The following is a 26,151-nucleotide window of genomic DNA, read 5'->3' on the forward strand; positions in this document are numbered from 1 at the left end:
AAACCTTTTCTGCACTACAATCTTATATATTATAGCATATGTTGAACGGGCACGCACTGAATCCTGCTATTCTATTACCCCTGACTTGTCATTTCGAATTGCTTCTTCCAGAGTTCGGTCTCCATCAAATGAAACCAGTCCTTCAATTCATCTGAAAAGGCCGCACTTTTCCAGTTCCGTAATGTTTCAATCGCATACAGAGGCCACTCTCCACGCCGAATATCAGCAGCAAGTAACAGATGTCGTTTATGCATCCATTCATCTTCTGCCATCACACGCAGCAGCACCTGATCCACGTTATCCAGACTCCGAAAGCCAAGATCCGCCACAGCTGCCATGTTCTCATAGATTTCAGTGTAACTTGTACCCGTTCCTTTAACTTTGAGGTCCAGTCTCAAAATGGACTGCTTCCATTCCACTCTTGCAATGGGAGTTGATAGTTGCATGGAGCTTAGCACATCAACCAGATTGTCATTCGTTAGCTGAACTGGATGATGTGATGCAGAGGCAGGCTGTACGTTGTCCCCGCCCCATGTACGCATATGTAAGGTTTGTATCGCAACAAGCAGAAAGACCGCCGCAACCGTTGCCAGCATTGAAGCAGTAACAATCATCCGCGGTTTCATATACGCCTCCCTGCCTTTACCTGTTAGTGTAGTCTGTCCGGTAAAGGCTCATACCTCATTGTACAATGAAAAAAAGCAGGCTATGCCTGCAATCTTCATTTGAATGTATTCAATCTGTCCATTACTCCGATTCAATCTGTCCATGCTTGGTAATCAGCGTGGCTTTGCCCCGGATTTTAATAGCTGAAGTATGGGTGGTAAATTGGGCAAACATCACTTCACCCTTGTCCAATTTCTCGGTGTGGTGAAAACGTGTATCCTGACCTCGGGTTAATCCGATCACCTGGACACCATTTTCCTCTGCCTTAATTACAATATAATCATTGCCGGTTGGATGATCCATCACGCATGTCCCCTTCTTTAGTTCGATAGCGTTAATGATGATTAAGATTGTTTCATTTGTCAACCTGCGCCTTATACGAATGAACCGCAAGAATCATCGTTAAAGGGCAAAAGAAAAGGCCGTGAACAAGTCACGGTCTTTTTGTCGACATATGGAATATGTAGAAATCTTATTTAATTCCGTCTTTGAGCGCTTTACCTGGTTTGAATGCAGGAATTTTGCTCGCAGGAATTTCGATTTCTTCACCTGTTTGCGGGTTGCGTCCTTTACGTGCAGAGCGCTCGCGAACTTCGAAGTTCCCAAAACCAACCAATTGTACTTTATCTCCGCTTTGAAGAGCCTCAGAGATTGCTTCGAATACGGCATCAACCGCTTTCGTTACATCTTTCTTGGACAATTCAGTCGCTTCAGATACGTGTGTAATCAAGTCTGATTTGTTCATTTGTTTTTCACCTCCTGTATCAATGTCCTGAATGTTATACTGTGTTTCCGTTTTATAGCGAAATATACGTTCATACGCAAAAAATCTACGTACATCTTGAGCGCTGAACACAAATCTCCGCCTGCGGTCAACAGTCATTTTCGGCAGAATGTCGTCTGAAACCACGGGCATTTCAGACGCCGAACAAATTTCATACTAATACAGACAGCCCACAATTTCAAGTCCGGTTGCGGTTTAAGACGTAAAATGTAACCGCCAGGGCAAGCACGAGAACCCCACCTTTTACAATATCATGTGTGAAATACTGTACGTTCATCATTGTTAAACCGTTCACAAGTACACCAATCAGAACCGAACCAATGAAGGTTCCGATGACATTTGGTTTACCCGCACCAAACACAGAGAAACCGACAAATACTGCAGCTACGGATTCCATTAACAACGGTGATCCCGCATCAATTTGCCCAGATCCTACTTTGGAGGCATAGATGATACCCCCGATTGCTGCAAACACTCCAGCGGCTACATAGGCGAGTGTACGCACCTTTTTCACCTTGATTCCAGACAACCGTGCAGCTTCCTCATTACCACCTGTAATGTACATCTGGCGCCCATATTTCGTATACGTCAAAAAGATATGCACACCTATTACCGCAATAAGTAGCATGATAACCGATATCGGCATACCAAGCCATTTACCCTGCCCTATTAGCAGGAATGTCGGGTCCATCTCTCCCGCAGCTTTGCTCCCATCAGGGAACTGCATGTGATTGTAAATGGTATATCCCTGTGCATACGTTTTGTGAATACCTCCGATAATGTACATCGTGGCAAGGGTGGCGAGCAAATCCGGAATACGCAATTTTACAATGAGCAAAGCGTTAAGTAAACCAATAACAGCGCCAATGATTAGTGGCACAATAATTACAATTGCCAGTGGTTGTTGATACCAAATCATTAACGAAGCAGTAACGACGGTAGTTAATGAGACAGTCGCCCCAACCGAGAGATCGAATCCATCAACAATGAGAGATAACGTAACACCGATCGCTACAAAAGTAACGATAGAGATCGAGCCCAAAATATCGGTCAAGTTACTGTACGTAAAGAAATAAGGCAATTTAATGCCGAAAAATGCGATAACACCTATTATGACTATAATCGCCCCGTAACGGAACGCAAAATCCAGTGATTTATCCTTCATGATTGCACCTCTTGTCCACCGCTTGCATAGTATAGCAGCTGTTCTTGGTTAGTCTCGCCTCGTTTGAACTCTTTTACGATAACACCTTCGCACATGACAGCGATTCGGTCACCAATTCCCATGCCTTCATCCAGTTCACAGGTGAAATAGATTACACCCTTGCCCGCCAAAGCCAGTTCATTAATGATGCGGAAAATGTCACTTTTTGCCCCAATATCTACGCCTTTGGTTGGCTCATCAAATATAAATACATCCGCATCCGCATTAAGCCATTTACCAATGGCTACCTTTTGCTGGTTACCACCGCTTAGATATTTCACTTCCTGTTTCACGGACGATGTTTTAATTCCAAGCTGTTTCACCAATGACTCTGCGTTTAGACGTTCCCTCTTACGGCTTACGAAACCTAATGTACTAAGACGACTTAGCAAAGGTAGACTTAAATTTCGTTCCACGTTCTCCTGAATCAGGATTCCTTGTTTACGCCGCTCCTCCGGTACAGAAACAATCCCCAGAGCCGCCGCATCCGCAGGCTGAGATAGGCGGAGATTACGGTTTTTAAGCCGGATCTCGCCTCCCTCCAGCCGATCTGCACCAATCAGCAAACGAGAGCTTTCCGTTTTACCCGCGCCTACCAGACCCACCACAGCGAGGACTTCACCTCGGCTTACAGAGAGGTTAACACCTTTAACCTTCACTCCACGACGAAGCCCACGCGCCTCCAAAAGCAGTTCCCCCACGGGCGCTTCCGTCTTTGGAAATTCTTCTTCAAATGGTTTGCCTAACATCTGAGTAACCAAATCATTGATCGTCAGTCCCTTTGCTTCACCAGTAAATACATGTTGTCCATCTCTCATAACCGTAACGCGATCACAGTGACCCGTCACTTCCGCAAGACGATGGGTAATGAAAATGCAGGCTACGCCCCGCTCCTTCAGCAGATGTACAATACGGAAAAATGCATCCGTTTCTTCCTGACTCAGCGGTGCAGTAGGCTCGTCAAAAATGATGACCTTGGCATCCTGAATCAAAATCCGTGCCAGCAAAATCATCTGTTTTTCTGCAAGTGTCAGATCGGCCACTTTTTGGTGAACGGATATGTCCGCCCCTAATTGCTTCAATGCCTCAACCGCGCGCTGTTGCAGCTTCCGTGGACTTTTCCACCAACCTCCAGCAGATGAAGCCAACTGATCCAACATAATGTTCTCCGCAGCCGTCAGCTGTGGCACCAGTGCCGCATCCACTTCCTGATAGACACAGTGAATCCCACTTGCCTTCGCGTCTCCCGGAGAACTCAAATGAAGCGCTTGTCCACTTAACTGAATCGTTCCCTGATCCAATGGATAGGCACCGGACAAAATTTTCATTAACGTGCTTTTACCGGCACCATTGGCACCCAGCAGCGCATGAATCTCCCCACCTTTTACAGAGAAATCCACATCCTTCAGTGCAGGAATACCTGAAAACTGCTTGTGGATATGTTCCATTTGAAGCAGAATCGGTGCAGTGCTCATGATGTTAACCTCCAATCGTTCCCATACGGGAGTATCCCATTTCTCATCCAGACTTGCACATCTTCATTATGGTGGAAAAAGCGCGCCTTGCGGCGCGCTTCCCTTACGCTGCTTATTTAGCAGTAATTCCGTATTCACTCATCCAGTCCTTGATTCCTTGTGTGCTGCCACCCCAACCTTCAACGAACTCAGACAGCTCCGAAGTGGAGATTTGTTTATCCGGCAGAGCTTCGCGTTGAACATAGACCGGGTTAAGAACAACTGCATCTTCCGTCTCGTCCCCGTTCAATTTCTGATAAGCATAACGTACCTGGACGCGACCAATATCTGTTGGATCCACAGCCGCAGAAGCAACCCAAGGATTTTTCGGGTCCTGAATCATTTGCAGATCCTCGTCACTCATATCGATACCATACACTTTGATCTCATCACGTCCAGCTTGTTGAATGGCACGTGCTGCACCTTTGGCGAACTCATCCCATGCAGTCCATACAGCTGTAATCTCACCTTTTGGATACTGCTTGAGAATAGCTTCCATTTTGGCTTGTGTATCCAGCGCCGGATTCTGTGCAGAACCGAATGTAGCTATTTCCTTGATGTCCGGATTTGCTTTCATGAATTCACCGTATGCAATCTGACGGCGTTCCATCGGTGCGAAACCAGCTACCCATACTTTGACAATATTGCCTTGTCCATTGATATCTTTTTTCATTTGCTCCAGTGTCAGTTCAGCCATCTTCTGGTCATCCTGCGACAGGACTGTAGCTCCTGGAACACTGATAGCTGCGTCAAACACGACCACTGGAATATTTTGTTCTACTGCCTTCTTCACGCCTGGCTCTAATAGGGAATCACCGTGATCCGTGAGAATGGCATCGAACTTCTGGTTAATAGCGCTATCAAGCAAGGATACCATCTTTGCTTTGTCATTATCGGCAACAAACGTTGTCAGTTCTCCACCGAATTTTTCGATTTCTTCTTTTACACCTTGTACATATTGCTGCGAGAAAGTACCTGTATTAAACTCCATAATAAGTGCAATCCGTTTGCCGCTTAGAGGGCCTGTAACTGCTTCCGTTTTTGGTGTATCATCTGATGCACCCGAAGCTGGAGTGGCTGCCGGTTCTTTTTTGATTCCGCAAGCGGACAGCGCCAATGTAAATACTAATAACACACTCAACCATACCCATTTAGTCTCTTTTCTTTTCATCTCTGTATCCCCCTGTCCACTCTCTGTGATCTCGATCACAATAGTTGAATATTAATATAACGGCTAATCCCTAGTATGTAAATGGGTTTTAGCAATTTAAAGCTAAAACTCGCTAAGTTTTTTCGAAAGTACTATTCTTCCTATCCATTTCATCCAAAATAAAGAAATCACGTAAAAAAGACCGCGAGGGGATGCCCCCTTACGGTCTTTTGATGTCTTACAGAATGATAGCGATCAAGCCGCCCGAACCTTCGTTAATGATTCTTCCCAGCGTCTCTTGCAATTTGTATCTTGCATTATCCGGCATCATGGCAATCTTGCCCTGGATACCTTCTCGCACAATGGAGTGCAGTGAACGACCAAACATGTCTGAATCCCATACCTTGATCGGATCGTTCTCGAAGTCCTGCATCAGGTATCTCACCAGTTCCTCACTTTGTTTCTCCGTACCGATAATTGGTGCGAATTCAGATTCTACATCAACCCGGATCATGTGAATGGACGGTGCCGTTGCTTTCAGACGTACGCCAAATTTGGTGCCCTGACGAATGAGCTCAGGTTCATCCAGAGCCATCTCGGCGAGAGATGGAGCAGCAATGCCATATCCGGTCGTTTTGACCATCTCCAGCGCTTCTGCGAAGCGGTCGTATTCTCTCTTCGCATGCGAGAATTCCTGCATCAATTGCAGCAGATGATCCTTACCGCGAATCTCGATGCCAACCACTTCCACGAGAATCTGATCATACAGTTCATCCGGCGCGTACAGGTCAATTTCGGCTACACCTTGCCCCATATTCATGCCACTCAGGCCTGCGCGATCAATGAATTCATATTCCATGAACTGTGCGACAACCCGATCCACGTCACGAAGTCTGCGAATGTCCTTAACGGTATCCCGTACGGAATTTTCGTAGTTGCTACGCAGCCAGTGAGTCTCATTGAGTACCATAACCCAGCTCGGCAAGTTTACATTCACTTCATGCACAGGGAACTCATAGAGCACTTCACGAAGTACACCCGTCACATCATCTTCCGTCATGGTCGCTGCACTGAGTGTCATCACCGGAATGTCGTATTTGGCAGCAAGCTCACTACGCAATTGCAGGGCTTCTTCACTACGAGGCCGAGTGGAGTTGATGACCAGGACAAACGGTTTACCCACTTCTTTTAATTCCGCAATGACCCGTTCTTCAGATTCCACATAGGAGCTGCGGGCGATTTCGGCGATTGTGCCGTCTGTTGTTACCACAACACCCAGTGTAGAATGCTCCTGAATGACTTTGCGAGTACCAATTTCGGCGGCTTCCTGGAATGGAATTGGTTCCTCGAACCAAGGCGTGGAGATCATGCGTGGACCATTCTCATCCTCGTATCCCTTGGCTCCTTCCACCGCGTAACCTACACAATCCACAAGGCGCACATTGACATCAAGTCCTTCTGCCACCTTGATCTGGACTGCGTTATTCGGTACAAATTTTGGCTCGGTTGTCATGATGGTTTTGCCTGCTGCACTTTGTGGAAGTTCATCCACTGCACGGGCACGATCAGCCTCGCTTGCGATGTTAGGCAATACGATCGTTTCCATGAATCGTTTAATAAATGTTGATTTTCCCGTCCGGACTGCGCCGACAACCCCGAGATAAATATCCCCTCCGGTCCGCTCAGCTATGTCCTTAAAAATGTCCACTTTCTCCAATGAAATCCCCTCCCTAAATTACTCCGAAGGAAAAATGCTAAAGAGCATCCGCTTCGTTTTTTCAATCAGAAGACTGAAATCCCTGCAACGGTAGAGCCGCCTTTGTGAGTGCCCGGAAGTCGTCCGCCGCCGAACGTTGCATTCTGATGAAACCGGCGAGAGCGGCGTTAACTCGTACATGCAATTGGACTAGTATCATCTTATGTATCCGTATGCGGCAATATGACGCGTATTTTTGTTTTTTTATCTTAAGGTGATGACATTAGGAGAATCCCCCGATCTCGGACTGCGCGTCTTTATTTCAATCTACTTTATGTGATCCGCGAAGCTTTTATGACGGTTATTGCTCATACTGACAAAAGAAAAAAGAGATATCCCTTATTTGGAATATCTCTTTTTACCATTAGAGCCATGGTGGTCATACAGCTAAATCATTTGAATTGCAACCATGCTTATTTTATGGGCTGGGCAACCGGCGCATTATTTTTCCAAGCGTAGAAAACCGATTTTACAGGTACGAAGTAGGAGTGTTCCACCAGCAAATCCCGAACATCTTCAGTCTCTGCTGGAGACACGTCAGACTTTTCCACTGCCTGCATAATATCAAAAGCATAATCTACATAGACCTTGCCTTCGTCATCCATCATAAACGGTAACGCCTGACCTGAATATACACTATTCAGCGTAATGGAAGGAGTACCTGCCTGAGCAGCCTGCTCCATATTCACAACATATAACCCCGGATACAGTTCTTCCCCGCTTGGCAGCTTATTGTTATGTACGGACTTATATTGATTAACCATTCGTTGCACATCGTTTACTTTCTGTACGGTCAGAAGATCCATCACTTTAATGGTCGGATTCACTTCTTCGTCCTGAATAAGGAAGTAAGCGCTCCCACCACTTTCAAAAGCAGTCCCCGGTATTTCATCCAGATACCCCAGTTGTTTCAACTTGGGCAGGTCCACTCTGAACTTTTCATATTTTGGCGTTTCCATATCTGCATTGATGATTGGCAAAATCCCCTCATCTTGCTGAAATGCCTCGACCGCACTCTGGATGCGGCTCACGCTTTCCCGATAGGCTATCTTAGGGTCTGAATTGCTCTGGGATGGATACATACAACCACTTGCTGTAAAAGCAAACAACAGGAATAACAGCAGACCGCCCGTCTGATGTTTCAGACGCTGCCGTCCGCTTCCTTCCACACATTTTGGCTTGTTCCTAATCATTCGTGTCCTCCTTGAATAACTCATTAGAGAATCAATGTCATAACGCTCAGAACCAGTCGTCTTCCTGTTGTTGACGTTCCAGTTGTTTCCGAATGGCTGCCTTCAGCGGGTCCTCTGGAACATGAACCGATAGAGATCCACACACCTTGGCCTGACAGGACAGTCGTGTACCTGCTTCCAACAGTGAACCCAGCTTGCGCTTTTCTGCATCTGTTGGTGGATACAGTTCCGTCCGATGTTCTTCATCCACGTTCACTTTGCACATCAGGCAAGCCGCTTTGCCATCACATCGGGTCGTAATCTTGACTCCAGCACGTCGTGCTGCATGCAGAAGTGTTGCCCCTGGTTTGAGCGCTATCGATTTGTTCATAGGTAAAAAAGTAACTTTATAGTCCATCATTTTCCTCCCTCAACCTACTGGGGCCATGTAAAGCCAACAAGCTCTTCCACTTCGGCTCTGAAGCGGCTTGTCCAGACATTCTGTTGACTTAACAGCATCATTATAGGTTGATGTGCATCTGGCTGCTCGCGCATCTGTTTCGCAATGGGGACATAACGATCTTCACGACCTCGTAGCAGATTAAACAAAAGCTCATGCGCAAGCGGCATCAGTCGCAGGCTATATGAACCCACTTGTGCTACTGGTGCATGCGGAGCAAGTACATGTTCAATCTCAATACGGTACCAACTTTTGCGAGCCCATATTTCGAAACCACCAACCAGTTCCAGCGCACATTCACCCACCTGATAGTGGCTCAGCAGAGAAGCATACGGTCCTGTCTTATCCACTGTAGGCTCGTCAAGCATTTCCCCTGGAGCGCTACGGTGAAGTTCTTTAGCAGCAGCAACATCCGCATAGATATCAATATCTCTCGGAGCCTGTTGCAACTCCACTCCTTGAAGCAGCAACCCACAACTTCCTCCAAGTAACCATGTCTGTGGCTGTGTGTTCCAGGCTTTGGTCGTTTCCAGCAAAGCCGCGTGTAATTCCGGATAACGCTCTGTCCGACCCTCCGTATCATGCGGCCCCATAGGCTCACACTCCCCTCATCCGTGTTCATTGTGTCAGTTCTTATGATGTGCTTATGCGGATGTTATCCTTCAGGCATGGGAAATCAGGTCAGAGAAGCGATTCCACCGAACAAGCCAATCAGCATAATCAAAAATGCAATCAGAGAAAGAATCCCCCGTACAATACCTTTTGTTTTGGCACGAGCAAACGTAATCAGGAATACAGATAGTCCCATAATGAGGATGGCCACCAATGACAGCCACATCTTGTCCATTGCACTCATAATCCAGCAGTCTCCCCTTCAGTCCGATATTCATCACTGACACTGTGACAATTGCAACCATTATAACACGAAATTCAGCTCAACTTTCCAAAAAAAAGACAAAAAAGCAAGCCGGCAGAAGCCGACTCGTCTTTTTGTCTTACTGGATCACCTGCACATGCAGGTGTGATCTATTATTTTTTCATCATCATTTTCATTAACGATTCCATACTGCTCGGATTCAATCCGCTTTTCTTGACCGCACTCACAATATCCTTAACCGTATCCTCAGATACCGGAACTTTCGCCATGGCGGATACTTGTTTGATCAATTGGCGCAACTGAGCTTCATTTTGAATCGTCGTTGGTTTCACCGTGCTTGCCAATTTCTTAACGGCACCTTCCGTTATCGTTTTACCCGTTTTCTTGTTGATTGCATTCAGTGCATCTTTGGAAATGTTGTTACCCATTCGTCTCCCCTCCTCCGGCAATACTCATGTGTATAGTATGAGTCTGCTACAGAAAAGGTGAATAAGCTTCTTATTTCACAAGGTACGTTTAGGCTGATTACAATCAGGAATGCCATTGCTCCCAGGTTTCAAGCTTCATGACTTCCATTTCAGTCTTCGGGTCACGTCCCATCAAGGCTTCAACCGCATCACGTGGCTGTCTCTCCTGGAATAAAACGTGATATAACTGATCCGCAATTGGCATTTGTACACCGTATTTTTGTGAGATGAAATAGGCAGCTTGCGTAGTTCGAATGCCTTCTACCACCATGCCCATGGACTTCAGAACATCATCCAGCTTCTGTCCCTGGCCCAACATGGAACCTGCTCTCCAGTTCCGACTATGCTGACTTGTAGCCGTTACAACCAGATCCCCGATTCCAGCAAGTCCCGAAAACGTTAGCGGATTTGCTCCCATCTCAACACCAATACGTGTGATCTCTGCCAAACCACGTGTTAGCAAAGCGGCTTTGGCATTATCACCAAATTGAAGACCATCCGACATACCTGCACCAAGAGCAATGATATTTTTGAATGCACCCGCCAACTCAACACCGATCATATCCCGATTCGTGTAAACCCGGAAATAAGCATTCATAAACAAAGCTTGGGCAGACTCGGCAGATGCCTTATCCAGTGAAGCTACAACCACCGTCGTTGGACAACGCTTCACCACTTCTTCCGCATGGCTTGGACCAGAAAGAACAACCACACGTCCTTCTTCACATTCAAGCTCTTTTGAAATGACTGTGGACATCCGTTTGAGGCTTTCTGTCTCAAAACCTTTGGTTGCATGAATGACTAACATCTCAGGCTTGTAATAAGCCTTAAGCTGGTTCGTAACTGCACGCATGGCTGATGAAGGCGCAACAATTAACACAGCTATAGCGCCTTCCACCGCAACTTCCATATCAGTTGTTGCTTGAATCCGTGTTGAAAGCTCCGCATCCGGAAGATAGCGAGTATTAGTGTGCTTGTTATTGATTTCGTTAGCTTGGTCTTCACCACGTGTCCACATCATCACATCCAACTGATTGGCGGCGAGTACACTGGCGAGAGCTGTTCCCCAGCTCCCAGCGACTAGAACAGCAACTTTTTTAGACAACTCGTTTACCCCCTCCAGGGTTTTTCGATCCCAATTTATTTTCCTGTCCTTTGGCGAGCTTCGCAATATTGGTACGATGTCTCCAGAACGCAAACAGACAAATAATCAGACTCCCCCAGAAGATATTCATTGAATATCCGGGTAATACCATGATAAAGATGGGTGTAAATGCTACAAAAATCAGAGACCCCAATGAAACATAGCGTGTCAATACAATAGACAGAATGGCGATCACCCCAGCACATAACGCAGGCAGGAAAGCAAGACTTACCAGAACACCAATGGCTGTGGCAATGCCTTTTCCTCCACGAAAATGGAAGTAAAGCGGCCAGTTATGTCCTGCAATGGCTGCTATACCACTGAGTGCAGGAATCCAGGCAGAACCGCCGCTCAGCCAGATTCCAATCCATACAGCTGCAACACCCTTAAGTACATCAAGTAACAGAACAGCAACTGCTGGTCCTTTACCCAAAATACGCAATGTATTGGTAGCTCCCGCGTTTCCGCTTCCGTGCTGACGAATATCGATCCCCCGTATCGCTTTGGCAAGGAGGACACTAAAGCTGATCGAACCGAGCAGATAACTCAGTACAATCGCTGCGATTTGTAAAATCACACACTTCTCCCCTAACTTTCGTCGGACTTCTTCCGAGTAAATATGCGAATTGGTGTTCCTTCGAAGTCAAACGCTGCACGGATTTTATTCTCCAGGTAGCGCTCATATGAGAAGTGCATCAATTCCGGATCGTTCACAAAAACAACCATGGTCGGTGGCTTAACGGCAACCTGAGTCACATAGTTAATTCTCATTCTCCGTCCTTTATCCGTTGGCGGAGGGTTAATTGCAACCGCATCAGACACCACATCGTTAAGTAGATGTGTTTGTACACGTAACGAGTGTTGATCTGCTACCCTTTTCACAACCGGTAACAATTTTTGTAAGCGTTGTTTTGTGAGGGCTGACAAGAATACGACTGGAGCATAAGTCATAAACAGGAAGTGATCCCGAATTTTTCTCTCAAACTCTTTCATCGTTTTGTCATGCTTCTCTACCACGTCCCATTTGTTCACAACAAACAATGACGCTTTACCAGCTTCGAATGCATATCCTGCAATATGCTTGTCCTGTTCAATAATGCCTTCTTCACCATTAATGACAATCAGAACAACATCTGCACGCTCAATCGCACGCATCGCACGCATTACACTGTATTTCTCAGTTGTTTCATATACTTTACCACGCTTACGCATACCTGCTGTATCAATCAGCACGTAACGTTGGCCGTCTTTTTCAAAAGGTGTATCAATCGCATCCCGGGTCGTTCCAGCCACGTCACTTACAATGACACGCTCTTCACCCAGAATAGCGTTCACCAGTGAAGATTTACCCACATTAGGACGTCCGATCAGAGCTACACGAATGACATCTTCATCGTAAGTCTCTTCCTCAAGTTCTGGCAACTTCTCCACAATTGCATCAAGCAAGTCACCTACACCTGTACCGTGACTTCCGGATACGCCGATGGGATCACCGAAACCAAATCCATAAAACTCATAAATGAGCTCACTTCGTCCGATATTATCCACTTTGTTAACGGCTACAACAATAGGCTTGCCTGAGCGGTAGAGCATCTCTGCTACCTCTTCATCCGATTGCGTAATACCTGCTTTTGCATCACACATGAATACAATAACATCCGCTTCTTCAATAGCGAGCTCTGCTTGCATCCGAATCGATTTTAAGATTACATCTTCACCATCAATTTCGATACCACCTGTATCAATGATACTAAATGGTTTACCGTTCCATTCACCGATTCCATATATACGGTCACGGGTAATGCCCGGCTTGTCTTCCACAATGGCCAGTCTGTCGCCGATGATCCGATTGAAAATGGTGGATTTACCCACGTTCGGTCGTCCGACAATTGCCACAACGGGTCTTGCCATACATTCCACTCCTCCTGTCCATACTTACGATACTCATCATAGCAAAAAAGATATATCTTGGCTAACGTTTCATGCCAAATTACTCGCAATAAAAACAATCGGCGAACCCGCCTTGGGCTCGCCGATCTTGCTTTTGTTATTCAGCAAAATATGCAGTATATAACTTAGAACCATGCATTGTTAACTTATTTGAATTTGCTGAGTTTGTCTCCAAACAGTTCTCCAAGCGTAGTGCTCATACCTTGATTGTTCAAGGAAACGTTTGGATTGTTGATTTCTTCACGCGGAGCGTTGTTTCTTGAAGGTCTTTCTGATTTTTGTGGTTGAGCTGGAGCTTCTTCTGTTTCTTTGATGCTCAAGCTTACACGTTGCTCAGAAGGGTTCATGTCCAAGATTTTAACTTGAACTTCTTGTCCTTCTTTCAGCACTTCATGAGGAGTGCCGATGTGTTTGTGGGAGATTTGCGAGATATGCACAAGTCCCTCAACACCAGGAGCGATTTCAACAAATGCACCGAAGTCTACCAGACGTTTTACAACACCTGTTACGATATCGCTGGAATTGAATTTTTCGCTTGCTGTTTCCCAAGGACCTGGTTGAACAGCTTTCATGCTCAGGCTGATTTTGCCTTTTTCAGGATCAACTTTCAGCACTTTCACACTAACTTTATCACCTTCAGACAGTACGTCGGATGGTTTTTCAACGTGTGTCCAAGCCAGCTCGGATACGTGAACCAAACCGTCAACTCCGCCCACATCAACAAATGCACCGAATTGAGTCAAACGTTGTACTGTACCTTCGATCACTTGACCTTCTTGCAAACCAGCCATTACTGTAGCTTTGTTTGCTTCGAATTCTTGCTCCAGTACGTCTTTTTGGGAAAGGATCACTTTGTTGTTCTCACGGTCGATCTCTTTCACTTTAACACGCAGTGTGCGTCCTTTGTAGTCGCTGAAGTCTTCAACGAAATGGCGTTCAACCATGGAAGCCGGGATAAATCCACGTACGCCCACGTCTGCTACCAGACCGCCTTTAACAACATCACCTACAACAACTTCGAATACGTCTTGGTCTTCAAAATGCTTTTGCAATTGATCCCATGCGTTTTCGCTGTCGATTGCACGTTTGGACAGAACGAGTTTTTCTTTCTCGTCGTCGATGCTAAGGACTTTAGCTTCAACTTCTTGTCCAACTTCTACTGCGTCAGACGCGCTGTCAACATGTAATGAAGACAGTTCACGAATTGGAATGACACCGTCATATTTATATCCAATGCTCACATAGGCTTGGTTATCTTCCAATTTGACGATGGTTCCTTTTACGGTATCTCCTTTTTTCAAGGAAACGAATTGATCCAACTCATCTTGGGTTGCTTCTTGATTTTTCATTTCTTCCGACATGTCAAATACCCTCCTCAATTCAAAAACCCCATTATATTCAAACCTGCCTGTAGCAGAGTTCAAAACACTTTCATCACTGAGTGCTCAAGCTTTAGTCTCCCTCAAAAATATGGAAACATGCACTCAGCTACCGACGAAGCCATTACTTGCTTGGCACGCCCGTTTGCACCATTTCGTTAATCTTGGACATAATCTTTTCAGTCGCCTTCTCCAGAGCTTCTCCAGATGGGTCTTCCTTGAACTCGTCCAAACTTACTGGTGCTCCATATACAACTTTCATCTTACGAAAAACTTTGTAGTTACCGATAATAGCAGTAGGAATAACTGTAGCGCCACTGCGGAGAGCAAAACTCGCTGCCCCTTTTTTGCCGATACCTCCATCATTGTGACGGCTTCCCGAGGGGAAGATTCCAAGCACTTGACCATCACGCAAAATATTGAGTGAGGTTTTGATGGATTCCTTGCTGACACCTCCACGTTTAACGGGGAAAGCGCCCACGGCTTTAATAATTCGGCCGAGTACCGGAATTTCAAACAATTCGCTTTTGGCCATGAAACGTACCTGACGGCGAAGTTTGATACCAACGGTTGGAGGATCGAAGTTACTAATATGATTGGAACATAAAAGTACGCCGCCTTCTTTCGGAATATTCTCCCGTCCAACGGCCTCCAAGCGGAAAAGAATGGTATAAATGATCCGCAGTAATGTGCTGCAAAATGTGTAAATCATAGACCGATCTCTCCTCTGACCATTGTGCAATAAGATACGATTTTGTCAACCACTTCATGAATGTTCATCTCCGTTGTATCAAGGACGATAGCATCCTCAGCACAACGCAATGGGGAAATTTCCCGATTCTCATCCAATCTGTCACGGGTGGCAATGTCTCGCTCCAGCTGTTGCAACGTCAGTCCTTCAGAGGGGTCCAGTTCTTTGAAGCGGCGAAGCGCACGCTCTTCCACACTGGCAGTCATGAAGATTTTCACTTCCGCATCGGGCAGTACTGTCGTTCCGATATCGCGTCCATCCATGACGACGCCCTTGCGCAAAGCCATTTGCCGCTGAGTATCCACTAATTGCGTACGCAGCCCCTCGATTTGCGCATATCGGGACACGATTCCCGTCACTTCACGGGAGCGGATTTCCGAGGTTACTTCTTCCCCATTACAGAACACTTTCTGTCCGTCGGGATCCGGTTGTAAATCAATGACCAGCTTTTGGGCTTCCTGAAGTACCTGTGTCACATCTTCCGGTGTAATACCTTTCCGAAGCATATGCAAGGTTACCGCACGGTACATTGCGCCTGTGTCGACGTATACATACGCGAGCGCCTCTGCAACCAATCGGGCCACCGTGCTTTTCCCGGCACCGGCAGGTCCGTCAATTGCAACGTTCATTTTCCCGTTCTCTGATGTGTTCTGGCTTGCCAACGGGGCATTCCTCCTCAAACGATAAACCTCAATAAAAAAACAGGCATTGCCTGCATCGTGAAAATTATACCACACTCTACACATGGATGCAAAAACAGACAAATCAACGACGTTTGTAATCATTCATCGTTTGCACTTCAATTGGCGTTCCTTCCAGGCGGTCAATGGTGGTCAAATTCTTTTTGAAGCCTGGTACCAACAGCAGCAATTGATATACCACAAGCAGGATTAGAAGGACTGTAATCAGAATCGTAACCTTTCGTTCCATTCGCCTGGAGAAAACATAATAAAGTCGTTCATATCTGCGGGTTGCATGACGACGATTCAAGGCAATACCTCCGTTTTTTTCATTACGGTACCCACAGTTCCCTATCTTTATGCCACAACATTCCTATTTCGTGCGATAGTCAAGTTGCCGCTCAAAACAAAACTTGATAATTTTCTGGCGCTCCGAATCTGAAATCTGCACAAATTTCAGCATGCATAGCTGTCTGCCAGTTTCCAGGGTTTTGATCCGCACAACTTCAGCTTCAAAATTCACATGTTCAATGGTTGAATTCCGGTAGGGAACCAGCAACCAGCATTTCAATTTTTGACCTTCAGCTATTGAGAAACCTGTTTCGCCGTAGATGGACAATCCACCACCGCCAATATCTTCAGTCAATCCGACAGCACGGGTCAGATCTTCACTCTGGATGGCCAATTCGAGGTTTGCATGAACACGAAGAAAGCTGCGCCGTTGTATTTTGGATATATCGCTCGGAAGCGGTTTGCGGATACGGACAAGACGGACCACATCTTCCTCAAATCCCGTGACGTAGGTATTAAAATAATGCCGGACCCCATCCTCCGTAATATATGAAATGGACAATTCATCTCCGAAAAAGAGCCTTTTCAGACGGCTGCTTCCTTGTTGCATCGGGACCTCAATCAGAAAACTGCTGTCATCCATATCTGCAATGCGTGATTTGTACTCTTTGTGTTCCTCTTTTTCATCTGCAGAAGCAATGTGGATGTATAAAATTTCATTTATTTTCGGAAACAAGCTGTTCACCGCCACTTTATGTATTTATCTTCGTATGTACAAGGACTATTATACCATGACCTTTCTCACATTGAACAAGAAAAAAACAGACCACATCGTGGTCTGCCGCAGTTATTCGCTCAACTTCAAATTCAAATTATCCATCTTTTTATGAGGTTGCATTGACCGGTTTGATCTCTTCAACCGCTTCTTCTATTCCTGTATTCGCATTAATGTATATCCGGTAACGAGAACCGTTAATTTTCCCTCCGAATTCATAACACAATACTTCTTTGCTGTAATCATTCTCAATCAGGGATTTGCGAACATAATTTTCTTCGAACTCCGAATTAAGCTTTTTCCGCGCCTGTTGCTCCGTAAGAGTTGCTTTCGGAATTTTGCGCATGTCATTATGTTCGTAAACAAAGTCACTCGCCTGGAAGCCGGTTACTTCGCCTGTATCCAAACCAACACGAACTGACATTTTCTCGGGATAAATCAAGGTGTCCCCTTGCTTACGCACATAAGTAAGGTTACCCAGATTACCATATTCATCGTAGTTTACAGCCTTCATATCCTTATAGCCTTTGTTCATTAGAAATTGATCTGCTTTAGCCATGGCATTCTGACGAGACACTTTTTTGGTTCCGATTGGACGCGTATCACTGTAAGAGATCAGCATTCCGCCATTACGGGTGAAATCCATCATCAGTTTGCCATTGTTGGCATGATCAATCGTGGCAGTGTAGGACTCCCAGTCTGTTCCTTTGCCGTTCTCCTGCACTTGGATTTTGCTACGATCCGCATCAGAGAATTTTGCAGCCTTGCTCTGAATCTGTTCTTTGGTCACCGGCAAGCCGTCCAGTTTCTTGACTGATCGTTTTGCATAGATGTTGGATACGGAAGGACCCCAATCAAGCTCCGGGTATTCCTGTACCTTTTTGTTTACAGTACGAAAACCATCAACGATCGTGTTGTCCATGGTTTGCTCTTGTGTTGCCATGGCAGTCTCTGCATCCATCCAGCGCAATCGGTCCGTCAGGACTTTCTGCTGCACATCCTGCAGATTCTTGGTAATCTCGGATGAATTCTGATACAGCTTTTTCAGGTTGCCCATTTCCTTCTCACTTAGCGGTTCGTTCGTCAAGTCACGCATCGACGCCCGATAGGCAAAGTTGGAAATACGCGAGAGAAACTCCTCTGTCTCGTTAAATGGCAGCATGGTGAGTGGCAGTTGGTTGATCTCATTCTGCGCTTCACTGGTGAGTCGCCATACATTCATCAGACCTTTGCGATGCATCCCCTGTGATGTAGAGTGAACCGCCAAGGTGTTGCCAATCTCCGAATGCAATTTGTCCATATGAAAAGATAAATCGTGAAATGCACGCTGATATTGATTCTCTGCCTTGATCAGAATTGCATTCTTCTCCTGATTCTCCTGATAGCCCCACACGAGCGCACCGACCAGCAGAACCGCAAATATCGGAAACATAACTGAACTTAATCGTTTATACATCGGTAGAGTCTCCTTTCTTCTAAACCACTACCTCTATTGTGGATCGAAGAAAGATCTCTTATGCATGCGATTTCCAGTCCTTACACAAGCAGGCTGCTAAAGTAGCGTTTGGGTCCTCCTTTTAATTCAGCTGAATCCCAGTTGCCATGCCCTCTTCTTCAATTTCGAACTGGTCTCTGTTATCACATAGGCACTGCTTGAATCCCGTCTCAATCCGGCCCCGATCTTTCTTGCCTCGTAATGTAAATCGTTCACCGCATTGTTTGCATCTGATTTTAATTTTAATTCTCATCACAACGATCTCCGTTTCTGTCGGTCATTCCCCGGGAGTTTATCTGTAAAAATAAAAACACACCGGAGTCATAGGCGCAATATGCGCTTTATGTCCACCAGTGTGTCCGTATTTTTATAATTTAACCTCTTCCTCCCGCTTCACAAAACGAAAAGGAGAACGGTTATTAGCTCGTGTGATTTTACCCATTGCCCCATACCACAGGCCCGCCATTAGCGGCGCTATAAACCACAACCAATGATTCACCATGGTGTTCATGATGACATCGTACAATGCATGCCAGAAAAAAGGTAACACCAGAGAAAGAACCAGATACCACCGCTTTTTCTTACCACCGATAAACTTGGCTTTACCCATATAATAACCCATGATTACCGCAAACATAGCGTGCCCTGAAACAGGGAGCAGTGCCCGAAGGAACATGGCTGAGACGGATGCATTCCCCGCAAAGGCATACAACACATTCTCAACAGTGGCAAATCCAAGTGAAACAGCGACTGCATATAAGATCCCGTCATACGGCTCATCAAATTCGGTGTGATTATAGATGATATGATAAAGTACGAACCATTTAACGAATTCCTCCACACCACCTGAGATCATAATGGCCTCAAGATAAGGATTATCCCCGAGCCACATCATCATGCCACGCTGAATAATCATCACAGGCAGTACCATCAGAATACCCATGAGGAAAACCCGCAATACCATATGAAGTGGCTCATAATCATAACGGTCTTTCAGGTAAAAGTATGTTAACAAGGCGAGACCCGGAGCAACTGCTGCCGCTAAGACCGAAAACAAAAGCACCGAAATTCCCTCCTCTGACTAAAGACGCGATTACAACTAGAGATTAATCCTGGCGTTTGAAGTGGGTGCAGATAACATCAATCGCTTGTGCAGGAATAACAACCTTACCATACTCTTCCATGACTGCTGGAGTAACTGAGGAGCCTTCGCCAAATTCAGCAAGCAAGGCAATCAATGCCGCATGTTTGGTGGAATCTACCTCATCTGGCTCCAAATGCAAGAACCACTTGTCTTTATAGGAATAAAGTCTCCCAGCATCCGTAACATGCTGACGCAACATATGTGCAGCTTCAATGAGCACTTCAAAGTCCTTGAATGCATAAACAATGGAATCGCTTTGCTCGAGTGTAACTTCCATTTCATATACTTCTTCAGGAAGATCATCTTCATGACCTAAACCATATTGTTGCGGATCATATTTTCCACGTGTGACAATGACAACCATCCCTTGAGCGGGAAGTGCGAATACTTCGACAGCGAGTGGACCTGTGGCATCAAATCCAAGTTCGGAATAGGCCTGATCCATCATTTCAGTGAACAGTTCATGAACCTTAGGTATTTCCTGCCACATATCTTCTTTTTGTATTCCGCGCTCGCTCAGATCGTCAAAGGTCAGGAAAATCCGTATCTTATCGTGACTTAGTCGTTCTATTTTCATACAGGATCTCCCCTTTATAAGCAAGTCTTATAACAGATTATGAAGCACAAAACAATATGTGCTGAAAATAAATCTATGTAGTTATGTTATCATTTTATACCTCTAAATGCACGAAGTAAAATCGACAAAAAAAGAATCATTCCACAGCAAATCAAGACTGTGGATGATTCTAATTGGAGGTTTTGGTTTATAAACCCGGTACTGTTGTGTTTGTTTGGCTTAAAATTTGCTCAACTTCATGCTTCACATCGGGATTGGTGCGAATAAAATCTTTGAGCATGCTCATATTCGCTTCTTTTTCCTGCGGTGTGATTGCTCTTGCGGTCTTTGCTGCCGGATTTTTGTGGGATTCACCATGTTGATTTTGCTTGCTTGTGAACCCGTCCATACCCGGGAAAGTCATTTCCATCATCTTATGTTTTGCCTGATCCATCATATTTCTTGATGAACCCGATGACATCATGGGCAATTTGCCTTTGGACAGCCATGAACTGGCTGCAACACCAATGACAATGCCCCAAAAAAAGGATGAAGCCTTCATTACACCAACCTCCTTCAAGTGTTAAAATCATATTTAGTGTTTGCGGTAGTGAGCGATCTCATTCCGTATAATTACAGGAAAGCGAGTTGAAATCATGTTTAGACATACCGCCGCATTGATCATTGCTGCAAGTTTGCTGTTGTCAGCTTGTGGGACAGCGGAAGAAAAAACATCTGATAATTCCACACCAGCGGGCGAATCAACTACCACGGTTCAAGAAGAGCAAGGTAACTCTAACCCAACTGAAACAGGAGAACCCGGAACTGGTGTGCCCGAGTCTTCAACGGAAGATTCAACTGCGACAGAAGAAGAACCTGAATCTTCGGAGAAGGTTTCTACAGAAGAGAAAGTGGAAAAGACGTATCATATGAATGAAAATTATTATATTAAACCAAACGATGAAGCGAGCCCAAGCAAAGTAGTCTTGTTAACTTTTGATGATGGACCCAAAGAAGAAAAAATGATTACTTCACTGATCGACACTTTAGATAAACATAACGCTAAAGCGATATTTTTCGTCAATGGATATCGGGTGAAAAGCCATCCGGAATTGCTCAAACTCATACATGATCGGGGTCAGATTGTAGGCAATCATGCCTGGGATCATGAGGATCTCAAAAAAATGTCCAACGCTGAGGCGGCAAAACAGGTTACAGATGTCCAAAAAATAGTGAAGGATACCATTGGTGAGGAACCGCAATTCTTCCGTCCACCTTTTGGTTCGGGAAATGATGCACTGAAGGCTGCTGTGAAGAAAAATGGCATGTTATATATGACTTGGTCTAATGGTTCTCTCGATTGGGATAAAAGCACCAAAGACAACCCGGAAAAAGTCATCCAAAATGTACTCGATCAGTTAAATCCCGGAAGCAATATTTTGATGCATGAGTTGCCATGGACGGTTGAAGCATTGGATGAGTTGCTGACCAAGCTCGAAAAGAAAGGTTATTCCTTTGTTGATCCGCGTGCAATTGAATTGGAAGCTCGTTAAATTGTAATTTTGCGCATTAAAATAAAACAGCCTTGATCCAATGGATCAAGGCTGTTTCTCTGTGAGTGCTTTTTCCGCGGGCACTCTTAACGTGATGATATGCATCTCCGCAGGACAACTTAGTCGGAGAGGAAGATGATTTGTACCGTATCCTCTGCTAACAAGCATTTTGCCTTCTTGGTGAATGTCCTCCGGACTTCGCTTCAGGGAGTACCACCCATTCGATACGGGACGATACGCTTTGCTCAGGAACACAGGTCCGAAAAATGGTAAAACCAATTGTCCGCCATGTGTATGACCGCTTAAAATAAGATCTGCATTTTCTTCCAAGCGAAGGGCCTGCAAAGGATCATGAACGATAGCAATTTTGCAAAAATGGTTACTGATCTGCTGTAGTAATACATCGCCCTGTTTGGAACGATAGTCTATACCGATCAGGCTCAATCTGTCGTTGCCCCTTTGCAGATATTCTACATTATCCTGCAGGAGCCTAACGTCCGATTCGCGAAGGATTCGCGCAAGTTGAGCGGTACCAGCCCTCTTGTCATGGTTGCCATACACCGTAAATGAAGGAGCAATGTTCGATAAAATTTTCATGTTATGTCTAACTAAAGACCATGAGATTCCTTTTTCCGCAACATCCCCACCGATGAGAACCCAGTCCACTTTGTTTTTAACGTTTGCCAGATTCTTCTGCTTCAGCTTGCGCTTGTGCGTGTCGGATACATACAAAATCTTAGCCCCGTCAAAGGATGTTGGCAGATGAGGCACTTCAACCTCTTCTTCAATCATTAGATGAATATGGGCTTCACGCCACATATGAAAAAGCAGTAAAACTCCCATCAAAATGATTAAACCTGCGAGTAAAAGCATTACCACGGCAAGGGAAGGAACGTATTGAGAGCGGGTGCCCCTTCAACCCCCCACCAAACCAGACTAATCGTTAACATGACAAAAATAAAAATGAGTGAATTCACAAACCTCTTGCTCAATTTTAACCGACGTGAAGGATGTAATTCTGTCCGTGTAGGAAGCGAACCCGCTTCGGGGATCGATTCTTCCGTTGTATTTGGCGTTTTCTTGGAGCGTGATGGTGCCCTTTGAGGAAGTACTGGACTTTCCAGTTTTTCTGTATAGGGCTTGCGCTGTGATCTAGGTAAAGAAACGGAAGTAATTGGTGTGATTCCGCCAACCTCAGCAGCTGCTGCCGTTTCAGCAACGATGCTTACTTGAGAAGCCACCTGACGCTCGGATTTCTCTTTTTTATCCGATTGACGATGGCGCTGACTGCCATATGTCTTCATTCTACTTAATGGCTGATTCATGATCCCCTCCGAAAACGTATCGCTAATCCGGACACCAAATCAATAATAAAGTGACATAATATAGGCGCCCATAATGTGCCGGACTGCAAGTAAATCCAACCCAATCCATAACTTGAGACAAACACCCAGCCTGTTGGAATCCAGTGGCGCAAATAACGAATATGGATAACTGCAAATAAAATACTTGTCCAGTAAGGACCGATGGCATGTTGGATGGCTCCACGGAATAATAATTCCTCACACACAGCAACAATGGCTGCTATACATACAATGTGCCAGATCGGACGCCCACGGAACAACATCTCGTTAATTCCACCGTCATCCATGCTTTCCTGAGGTATAACATACGACAGTACCAAGTCCATAACAAGCATTATTCCTGCAAGACCCAGACCCCACCATATAAATTGGTAATTGTCAGGCCATGCGAGTACATCTAACAAGTTTCGTTTCTGCAATAAGATCCACACAACTCCGATAATCAGTGTCAGACCTTGTGTAAAGTATAGATTGATTAAAAGCAAACGCTCGGTAAGCTGCTGTGGCTCAGCCTTCTGAATCTTGAACTTGGGAAACTTGAATTTTTTCATCGGATGCGTCTGTCCTCTTGAGTTAAATTTGATGGATAACAATTACGTTGTCCAATCGGATAGTATACTAAATGATAGCCAAAAAACCAATTAGGTTCAAGACCTGCCCCAAGTCCTGGTTATATGTCCGTGCCATTACTTCATTAAAGCAGTAAAATTCAGTTCACCAAACAGCTTACTTTCCATCTTCTTGTGATAGGTATATTAACTATTGTATTACTTATGGTGACTCTGTTTATGTGTGAATCTAAAGACATCTGCAAAACATTTTAAAACATTTAAGCCTATTGACATGCTCATGTCAGCCATGATACATTATGAAAAAATTAGTCACGTTAAACACGATGATGGAAAAAAGACGTTGCTTCGTCTTACAGAGAGCCGATGGTAGGTGTGAATCGGTGGCAGGCAAATGGTCTTGAGCGCTCCTGAGTTATTGCATTGAAATTGGAGTAGGTGCAATCGGTTTAGACCCGTTATCCTCTTCGGTCTTCATTGACCGCTAAGACTGTCGTTGCGAAACGGCGGTGAATTAGGGTGGTACCACGACAACTCTCGTCCCTTATTGCGCAAGCAGTATGTGGATTGAGAGTTTTTTGATTTATTTTAAAGGATATCTGTGGGATCACTCTATTTGCTTCACCTTCCCCCTCTGTTGCGACACCGCGTTGTTGGGCGGAAGAATCAACCTGGTTTTAAGGAATACCTCTTCGCTGAGGTCAGACCTTGACGATATAGATACACATACCTAAGGAGGAAGAAACCATGTACAAAGTGTTAGTGTCGGACCCAATCAGTGATCTGGGGATCCAGCAACTGGTGGATGCAAATGATGTTGTTGTTGAGAAGAAAACCGGTCTTAGTGAAGATGAACTTGTTGCCATTATTGGTGATTATGATGCCCTCTTGGTTCGCAGCCAGACTCGTGTTACAGATCGTATTATGACGGCTGGTACCAACCTTAAGGTGATCGGACGTGCAGGTGTTGGTGTAGATAACATTGATCTGGAAGCTGCTACACAGCGCGGTATCATCGTTATTAATGCACCTGATGGCAATACCATCACAACCTGTGAGCACACGTTTGCCATGATGATGGCATTGGCACGACACATTCCTCAGGCATATGCCAAGACTATTCAGGGTACGTGGGATCGTAAAACCTTCCTGGGTGTGGAATTAAGAAATAAAACGCTCGGTGTACTGGGTATGGGACGGATCGGTAGTGAAGTTGCCAAGCGCGCCAAAGCATTTGGAATGGACATTCTTGCTTACGACCCGTTCCTCACGGAGGAGCGTGCCGAGAAGCTGCAAGTGAAGCTGGCTAGTGTAGATGATATCATTCGCAATGCGGACTTCATGACCGTTCACACGCCATTAACACCGGAAACACGGCATATGATTTCACGTCCACAATTCGAAGTGATGAAAAAAGGCATGCGTATCATCAACTGTGCTCGTGGTGGTGTAGTTGACGAGATGGCACTTGTCGAAGCCATTGATCAAGGTATTGTTGCTGGTGCAGCATTTGACGTATTCGAAAGCGAGCCGCCAGCCGCTGATCACCCGTTCCTGAATCACCCAAGCATTATCGTTACGCCTCACCTTGGTGCGTCCACAGTAGAAGCGCAAGAGAACGTGGCTATCGATGTGTCGGAACAAGTTCTTCATATTCTGCGCAATGAACCGTTCAAGAACGCAGTTAACATGCCTGCTGTTGCACCAACCGTGATGAACAAATTGCAGCCGTATTTCAAACTGGGTGAAACGTTGGGTAGTTTTGCAGCACAGATTACACAAAATGCAGTGCAGGAGATTCGGATCGACTATGCTGGTGAACTTTCTGAAGTAGATACTTCTCCTCTCACACGTTACATTGTGAAAGGGATTCTCGCCAGACATTTGGGTGGGGAAGCCAACATCGTTAACTCCATGCATCTGGCCAAAATCCGTGATCTGAATGTGGTTGTAAGCCAAACCTCAACAACTAAAGGATTTACTAACCTGATTACCGTAACATTGGTTACAACTCAGGATGCTGAGGAACGTCGTGTAGCAGGTACATTGCTTGCAGGTTATGGAGAACGTATTGTTCGTCTGGACAAATTCCCGGTAGATATCGCTCCGGAAAGTCATCAAATTTTGATCTCCCACAACGATAAACCAGGTATTATCGGACGTGTAGGAACCCTGCTTGGACAAAACGATGTCAACATCGCATCCATGCAGGTTGGACGTAAAATTATTGGTGGTGCAGCGATCATGATTCTGACCGTAGATAAAGCTGTTCCAAAAGATGTGCTTGTGCAGCTTGCTGCGCTGCCTGAAATCAATACTGCTGTTGAAATTGTTCTGGAATAATTAAATATATTTCTATATGTAAAAGGAAAGACGGGACCCTAGTGGTTCCCGTCTTTTTTCATGTACTCGCTGAAATATCGGTGAAGAAGCTTTCAAACAAAATATTA

Annotated in this window: 30 protein-coding genes and 1 other annotated feature; of the genes, 2 read left to right on the forward strand and 28 right to left on the reverse strand. The window is 45.2% G+C overall.

Features of this window, described 5'->3' with window-relative positions; translation table 11 throughout:
* Positions 1 to 74: 74 nt before the first annotated feature.
* From AC1DE7_RS11605 to AC1DE7_RS11725, 25 genes are all read right to left on the reverse strand, one after another.
* On the reverse strand, positions 75 to 626 hold the full coding sequence (locus tag AC1DE7_RS11605; RefSeq protein ID WP_017687698.1) for a hypothetical protein: 552 nt from the start codon (positions 624 to 626) through the stop codon (positions 75 to 77).
* A 121-nt stretch (positions 627 to 747) separates the two neighbouring features.
* Positions 748 to 969 carry a trp RNA-binding attenuation protein MtrB gene (gene mtrB / locus AC1DE7_RS11610; protein ID WP_017687697.1) on the reverse strand — a complete coding sequence of 74 codons (222 nt, stop codon included), beginning with the start codon at positions 967 to 969 and terminating at the stop codon, positions 748 to 750.
* A 169-nt stretch (positions 970 to 1,138) separates the two neighbouring features.
* The gene (locus AC1DE7_RS11615) at positions 1,139 to 1,411 is read right to left on the reverse strand and encodes an HU family DNA-binding protein (protein WP_024630670.1); all 273 of its coding nucleotides are present in this window, start codon (positions 1,409 to 1,411) and stop codon (positions 1,139 to 1,141) included.
* 217 nt (positions 1,412 to 1,628) lie between these two features.
* Positions 1,629 to 2,615: an ABC transporter permease gene (locus AC1DE7_RS11620; RefSeq protein ID WP_017687695.1), complete on the reverse strand. Its 987-nt coding sequence runs from the start codon at positions 2,613 to 2,615 to the stop codon at positions 1,629 to 1,631.
* Positions 2,612 to 4,129, reverse strand: a complete 1,518-nt coding sequence (locus AC1DE7_RS11625) for a sugar ABC transporter ATP-binding protein (RefSeq protein ID WP_477534402.1) — start codon at positions 4,127 to 4,129, stop codon at positions 2,612 to 2,614. The genes AC1DE7_RS11620 and AC1DE7_RS11625 overlap by 4 nt, the downstream gene beginning before the upstream one ends.
* A 112-nt stretch (positions 4,130 to 4,241) precedes the next feature.
* Positions 4,242 to 5,339: a sugar ABC transporter substrate-binding protein gene (locus AC1DE7_RS11630; RefSeq protein ID WP_036672016.1), complete on the reverse strand. Its 1,098-nt coding sequence runs from the start codon at positions 5,337 to 5,339 to the stop codon at positions 4,242 to 4,244.
* A 217-nt stretch (positions 5,340 to 5,556) separates the two neighbouring features.
* On the reverse strand, positions 5,557 to 7,035 hold the full coding sequence (gene spoIVA / locus AC1DE7_RS11635; RefSeq protein WP_017687692.1) for a stage IV sporulation protein A: 1,479 nt from the start codon (positions 7,033 to 7,035) through the stop codon (positions 5,557 to 5,559).
* A gap of 452 nt (positions 7,036 to 7,487) precedes the next feature.
* Complete coding sequence (locus AC1DE7_RS11640) at positions 7,488 to 8,267, reverse strand: hypothetical protein (protein ID WP_340984782.1); 780 nt, start codon at positions 8,265 to 8,267, stop codon at positions 7,488 to 7,490.
* Positions 8,268 to 8,313: 46 nt separating this feature from the next.
* Entirely contained in the window at positions 8,314 to 8,664 is a 351-nt protein-coding gene (locus tag AC1DE7_RS11645) for a 2Fe-2S iron-sulfur cluster-binding protein (RefSeq protein WP_036607701.1), read from the reverse strand.
* A 17-nt stretch (positions 8,665 to 8,681) separates the two neighbouring features.
* On the reverse strand, positions 8,682 to 9,299 hold the full coding sequence (locus tag AC1DE7_RS11650) for a hypothetical protein (RefSeq protein ID WP_477534403.1): 618 nt from the start codon (positions 9,297 to 9,299) through the stop codon (positions 8,682 to 8,684).
* Positions 9,300 to 9,382: 83 nt separating this feature from the next.
* Positions 9,383 to 9,562 carry a DUF2768 family protein gene (locus tag AC1DE7_RS11655; protein WP_036607705.1) on the reverse strand — a complete coding sequence of 60 codons (180 nt, stop codon included), beginning with the start codon at positions 9,560 to 9,562 and terminating at the stop codon, positions 9,383 to 9,385.
* Positions 9,563 to 9,735: 173 nt separating this feature from the next.
* A complete protein-coding gene (locus AC1DE7_RS11660) occupies positions 9,736 to 10,011 on the reverse strand; it encodes a stage VI sporulation protein F (protein WP_017687687.1) in 276 nt (91 codons plus the stop codon).
* A gap of 103 nt (positions 10,012 to 10,114) precedes the next feature.
* Positions 10,115 to 11,155, reverse strand: a complete 1,041-nt coding sequence (locus AC1DE7_RS11665) for an NAD(P)H-dependent glycerol-3-phosphate dehydrogenase (RefSeq protein WP_477534404.1) — start codon at positions 11,153 to 11,155, stop codon at positions 10,115 to 10,117.
* Positions 11,148 to 11,771 carry a glycerol-3-phosphate 1-O-acyltransferase PlsY gene (gene plsY / locus AC1DE7_RS11670; protein ID WP_127549793.1) on the reverse strand — a complete coding sequence of 208 codons (624 nt, stop codon included), beginning with the start codon at positions 11,769 to 11,771 and terminating at the stop codon, positions 11,148 to 11,150. Before plsY ends, AC1DE7_RS11665 begins: the two co-directional genes overlap by 8 nt.
* Positions 11,772 to 11,782: 11 nt before the next feature.
* The gene (der, locus tag AC1DE7_RS11675) at positions 11,783 to 13,105 is read right to left on the reverse strand and encodes a ribosome biogenesis GTPase Der (protein ID WP_017687684.1); all 1,323 of its coding nucleotides are present in this window, start codon (positions 13,103 to 13,105) and stop codon (positions 11,783 to 11,785) included.
* Positions 13,106 to 13,290: 185 nt separating this feature from the next.
* Positions 13,291 to 14,505: a 30S ribosomal protein S1 gene (rpsA, locus tag AC1DE7_RS11680; protein WP_036607712.1), complete on the reverse strand. Its 1,215-nt coding sequence runs from the start codon at positions 14,503 to 14,505 to the stop codon at positions 13,291 to 13,293.
* A gap of 142 nt (positions 14,506 to 14,647) precedes the next feature.
* Positions 14,648 to 15,235 (reverse strand): lysophospholipid acyltransferase family protein, encoded by a 588-nt coding sequence (locus tag AC1DE7_RS11685; protein WP_036607713.1) that lies wholly within the window; start codon positions 15,233 to 15,235, stop codon positions 14,648 to 14,650.
* A complete protein-coding gene (gene cmk / locus AC1DE7_RS11690; protein ID WP_036607714.1) occupies positions 15,232 to 15,936 on the reverse strand; it encodes a (d)CMP kinase in 705 nt (234 codons plus the stop codon). Before cmk ends, AC1DE7_RS11685 begins: the two co-directional genes overlap by 4 nt.
* Before the next feature lie 103 nt (positions 15,937 to 16,039).
* A complete protein-coding gene (locus AC1DE7_RS11695) occupies positions 16,040 to 16,264 on the reverse strand; it encodes a hypothetical protein (RefSeq protein WP_076317426.1) in 225 nt (74 codons plus the stop codon).
* Between the two features lie 63 nt (positions 16,265 to 16,327).
* Positions 16,328 to 16,981: a flagellar brake protein gene (locus AC1DE7_RS11700; protein ID WP_036672025.1), complete on the reverse strand. Its 654-nt coding sequence runs from the start codon at positions 16,979 to 16,981 to the stop codon at positions 16,328 to 16,330.
* A 148-nt stretch (positions 16,982 to 17,129) separates the two neighbouring features.
* Entirely contained in the window at positions 17,130 to 18,476 is a 1,347-nt protein-coding gene (gene ypeB, locus AC1DE7_RS11705) for a germination protein YpeB (RefSeq protein WP_036607717.1), read from the reverse strand.
* A 121-nt stretch (positions 18,477 to 18,597) separates the two neighbouring features.
* A complete protein-coding gene (locus tag AC1DE7_RS11710; RefSeq protein WP_164783335.1) occupies positions 18,598 to 18,768 on the reverse strand; it encodes a hypothetical protein in 171 nt (56 codons plus the stop codon).
* Between the two features lie 114 nt (positions 18,769 to 18,882).
* Positions 18,883 to 19,578 carry a glutamic-type intramembrane protease PrsW gene (gene prsW, locus AC1DE7_RS11715; protein ID WP_017687676.1) on the reverse strand — a complete coding sequence of 232 codons (696 nt, stop codon included), beginning with the start codon at positions 19,576 to 19,578 and terminating at the stop codon, positions 18,883 to 18,885.
* Between the two features lie 43 nt (positions 19,579 to 19,621).
* Complete coding sequence (locus AC1DE7_RS11720) at positions 19,622 to 20,236, reverse strand: genetic competence negative regulator (RefSeq protein ID WP_017687675.1); 615 nt, start codon at positions 20,234 to 20,236, stop codon at positions 19,622 to 19,624.
* A gap of 187 nt (positions 20,237 to 20,423) precedes the next feature.
* The gene (locus tag AC1DE7_RS11725; protein ID WP_036607724.1) at positions 20,424 to 20,777 is read right to left on the reverse strand and encodes a hypothetical protein; all 354 of its coding nucleotides are present in this window, start codon (positions 20,775 to 20,777) and stop codon (positions 20,424 to 20,426) included.
* Between the two features lie 94 nt (positions 20,778 to 20,871).
* Here AC1DE7_RS11725 and AC1DE7_RS11730 point away from each other — a divergent pair, with 94 nt between their 5' ends.
* Complete coding sequence (locus AC1DE7_RS11730) at positions 20,872 to 21,768, forward strand: polysaccharide deacetylase family protein (protein WP_076249993.1); 897 nt, start codon at positions 20,872 to 20,874, stop codon at positions 21,766 to 21,768.
* Positions 21,769 to 21,813: 45 nt separating this feature from the next.
* On the opposite strand, the gene AC1DE7_RS11735 is transcribed toward AC1DE7_RS11730, so the two are convergent.
* The 3 genes from AC1DE7_RS11735 to AC1DE7_RS11745 are packed head-to-tail and all read right to left on the reverse strand — an operon-like array spanning position 21,814 to position 23,683.
* Positions 21,814 to 22,611 (reverse strand): metallophosphoesterase, encoded by a 798-nt coding sequence (locus AC1DE7_RS11735; RefSeq protein ID WP_477534451.1) that lies wholly within the window; start codon positions 22,609 to 22,611, stop codon positions 21,814 to 21,816.
* A 29-nt stretch (positions 22,612 to 22,640) separates the two neighbouring features.
* A complete protein-coding gene (locus tag AC1DE7_RS11740; protein WP_315372560.1) occupies positions 22,641 to 23,093 on the reverse strand; it encodes a hypothetical protein in 453 nt (150 codons plus the stop codon).
* Positions 23,090 to 23,683 carry a CPBP family intramembrane glutamic endopeptidase gene (locus tag AC1DE7_RS11745; protein ID WP_036607728.1) on the reverse strand — a complete coding sequence of 198 codons (594 nt, stop codon included), beginning with the start codon at positions 23,681 to 23,683 and terminating at the stop codon, positions 23,090 to 23,092. The genes AC1DE7_RS11740 and AC1DE7_RS11745 overlap by 4 nt, the downstream gene beginning before the upstream one ends.
* A gap of 335 nt (positions 23,684 to 24,018) precedes the next feature.
* Positions 24,019 to 24,249, forward strand: a binding site (T-box leader).
* 199 nt (positions 24,250 to 24,448) lie between these two features.
* Here AC1DE7_RS11745 and serA point away from each other — a divergent pair.
* Positions 24,449 to 26,044, forward strand: coding sequence for a phosphoglycerate dehydrogenase (gene serA / locus AC1DE7_RS11750; RefSeq protein ID WP_047843574.1), 1,596 nt, complete (start codon positions 24,449 to 24,451; stop codon positions 26,042 to 26,044).
* Positions 26,045 to 26,151 lie beyond the last annotated feature (107 nt).

The sequence above is a fragment of the Paenibacillus sp. 10L310 genome (assembly GCF_056395745.1).

Bases quoted from the DNA above. Each gene is read 5' to 3' on its own strand.
- AC1DE7_RS11605 (WP_017687698.1), bottom strand. From the start codon at position 626: ATGAAACCGCGGATGATTGTTACTGCTTCAATGCTGGCAACGGTTGCG.
- mtrB (WP_017687697.1), bottom strand. From the start codon at position 969: ATGGATCATCCAACCGGCAATGATTATATTGTAATTAAGGCAGAGGAA.
- AC1DE7_RS11615 (WP_024630670.1), bottom strand. From the start codon at position 1,411: ATGAACAAATCAGACTTGATTACACACGTATCTGAAGCGACTGAATTG.
- AC1DE7_RS11620 (WP_017687695.1), bottom strand. From the start codon at position 2,615: ATGAAGGATAAATCACTGGATTTTGCGTTCCGTTACGGGGCGATTATA.
- AC1DE7_RS11625 (WP_477534402.1), bottom strand. From the start codon at position 4,129: ATGAGCACTGCACCGATTCTGCTTCAAATGGAACATATCCACAAGCAG.
- AC1DE7_RS11630 (WP_036672016.1), bottom strand. From the start codon at position 5,339: ATGAAAAGAAAAGAGACTAAATGGGTATGGTTGAGTGTGTTATTAGTA.
- AC1DE7_RS11640 (WP_340984782.1), bottom strand. From the start codon at position 8,267: ATGATTAGGAACAAGCCAAAATGTGTGGAAGGAAGCGGACGGCAGCGT.
- AC1DE7_RS11645 (WP_036607701.1), bottom strand. From the start codon at position 8,664: ATGGACTATAAAGTTACTTTTTTACCTATGAACAAATCGATAGCGCTC.
- AC1DE7_RS11650 (WP_477534403.1), bottom strand. From the start codon at position 9,299: ATGGGGCCGCATGATACGGAGGGTCGGACAGAGCGTTATCCGGAATTA.
- AC1DE7_RS11655 (WP_036607705.1), bottom strand. From the start codon at position 9,562: ATGAGTGCAATGGACAAGATGTGGCTGTCATTGGTGGCCATCCTCATT.
- AC1DE7_RS11660 (WP_017687687.1), bottom strand. From the start codon at position 10,011: ATGGGTAACAACATTTCCAAAGATGCACTGAATGCAATCAACAAGAAA.
- der (WP_017687684.1), bottom strand. From the start codon at position 13,105: ATGGCAAGACCCGTTGTGGCAATTGTCGGACGACCGAACGTGGGTAAA.
- rpsA (WP_036607712.1), bottom strand. From the start codon at position 14,505: ATGTCGGAAGAAATGAAAAATCAAGAAGCAACCCAAGATGAGTTGGAT.
- AC1DE7_RS11685 (WP_036607713.1), bottom strand. From the start codon at position 15,235: ATGATTTACACATTTTGCAGCACATTACTGCGGATCATTTATACCATT.
- ypeB (WP_036607717.1), bottom strand. From the start codon at position 18,476: ATGTATAAACGATTAAGTTCAGTTATGTTTCCGATATTTGCGGTTCTG.
- AC1DE7_RS11710 (WP_164783335.1), bottom strand. From the start codon at position 18,768: ATGAGAATTAAAATTAAAATCAGATGCAAACAATGCGGTGAACGATTT.
- AC1DE7_RS11720 (WP_017687675.1), bottom strand. From the start codon at position 20,236: ATGAAAATAGAACGACTAAGTCACGATAAGATACGGATTTTCCTGACC.
- AC1DE7_RS11725 (WP_036607724.1), bottom strand. From the start codon at position 20,777: ATGAAGGCTTCATCCTTTTTTTGGGGCATTGTCATTGGTGTTGCAGCC.
- AC1DE7_RS11730 (WP_076249993.1), top strand. From the start codon at position 20,872: ATGTTTAGACATACCGCCGCATTGATCATTGCTGCAAGTTTGCTGTTG.
- AC1DE7_RS11735 (WP_477534451.1), bottom strand. From the start codon at position 22,611: ATGGGAGTTTTACTGCTTTTTCATATGTGGCGTGAAGCCCATATTCAT.
- AC1DE7_RS11740 (WP_315372560.1), bottom strand. From the start codon at position 23,093: ATGAATCAGCCATTAAGTAGAATGAAGACATATGGCAGTCAGCGCCAT.
- AC1DE7_RS11745 (WP_036607728.1), bottom strand. From the start codon at position 23,683: ATGAAAAAATTCAAGTTTCCCAAGTTCAAGATTCAGAAGGCTGAGCCA.
- serA (WP_047843574.1), top strand. From the start codon at position 24,449: ATGTACAAAGTGTTAGTGTCGGACCCAATCAGTGATCTGGGGATCCAG.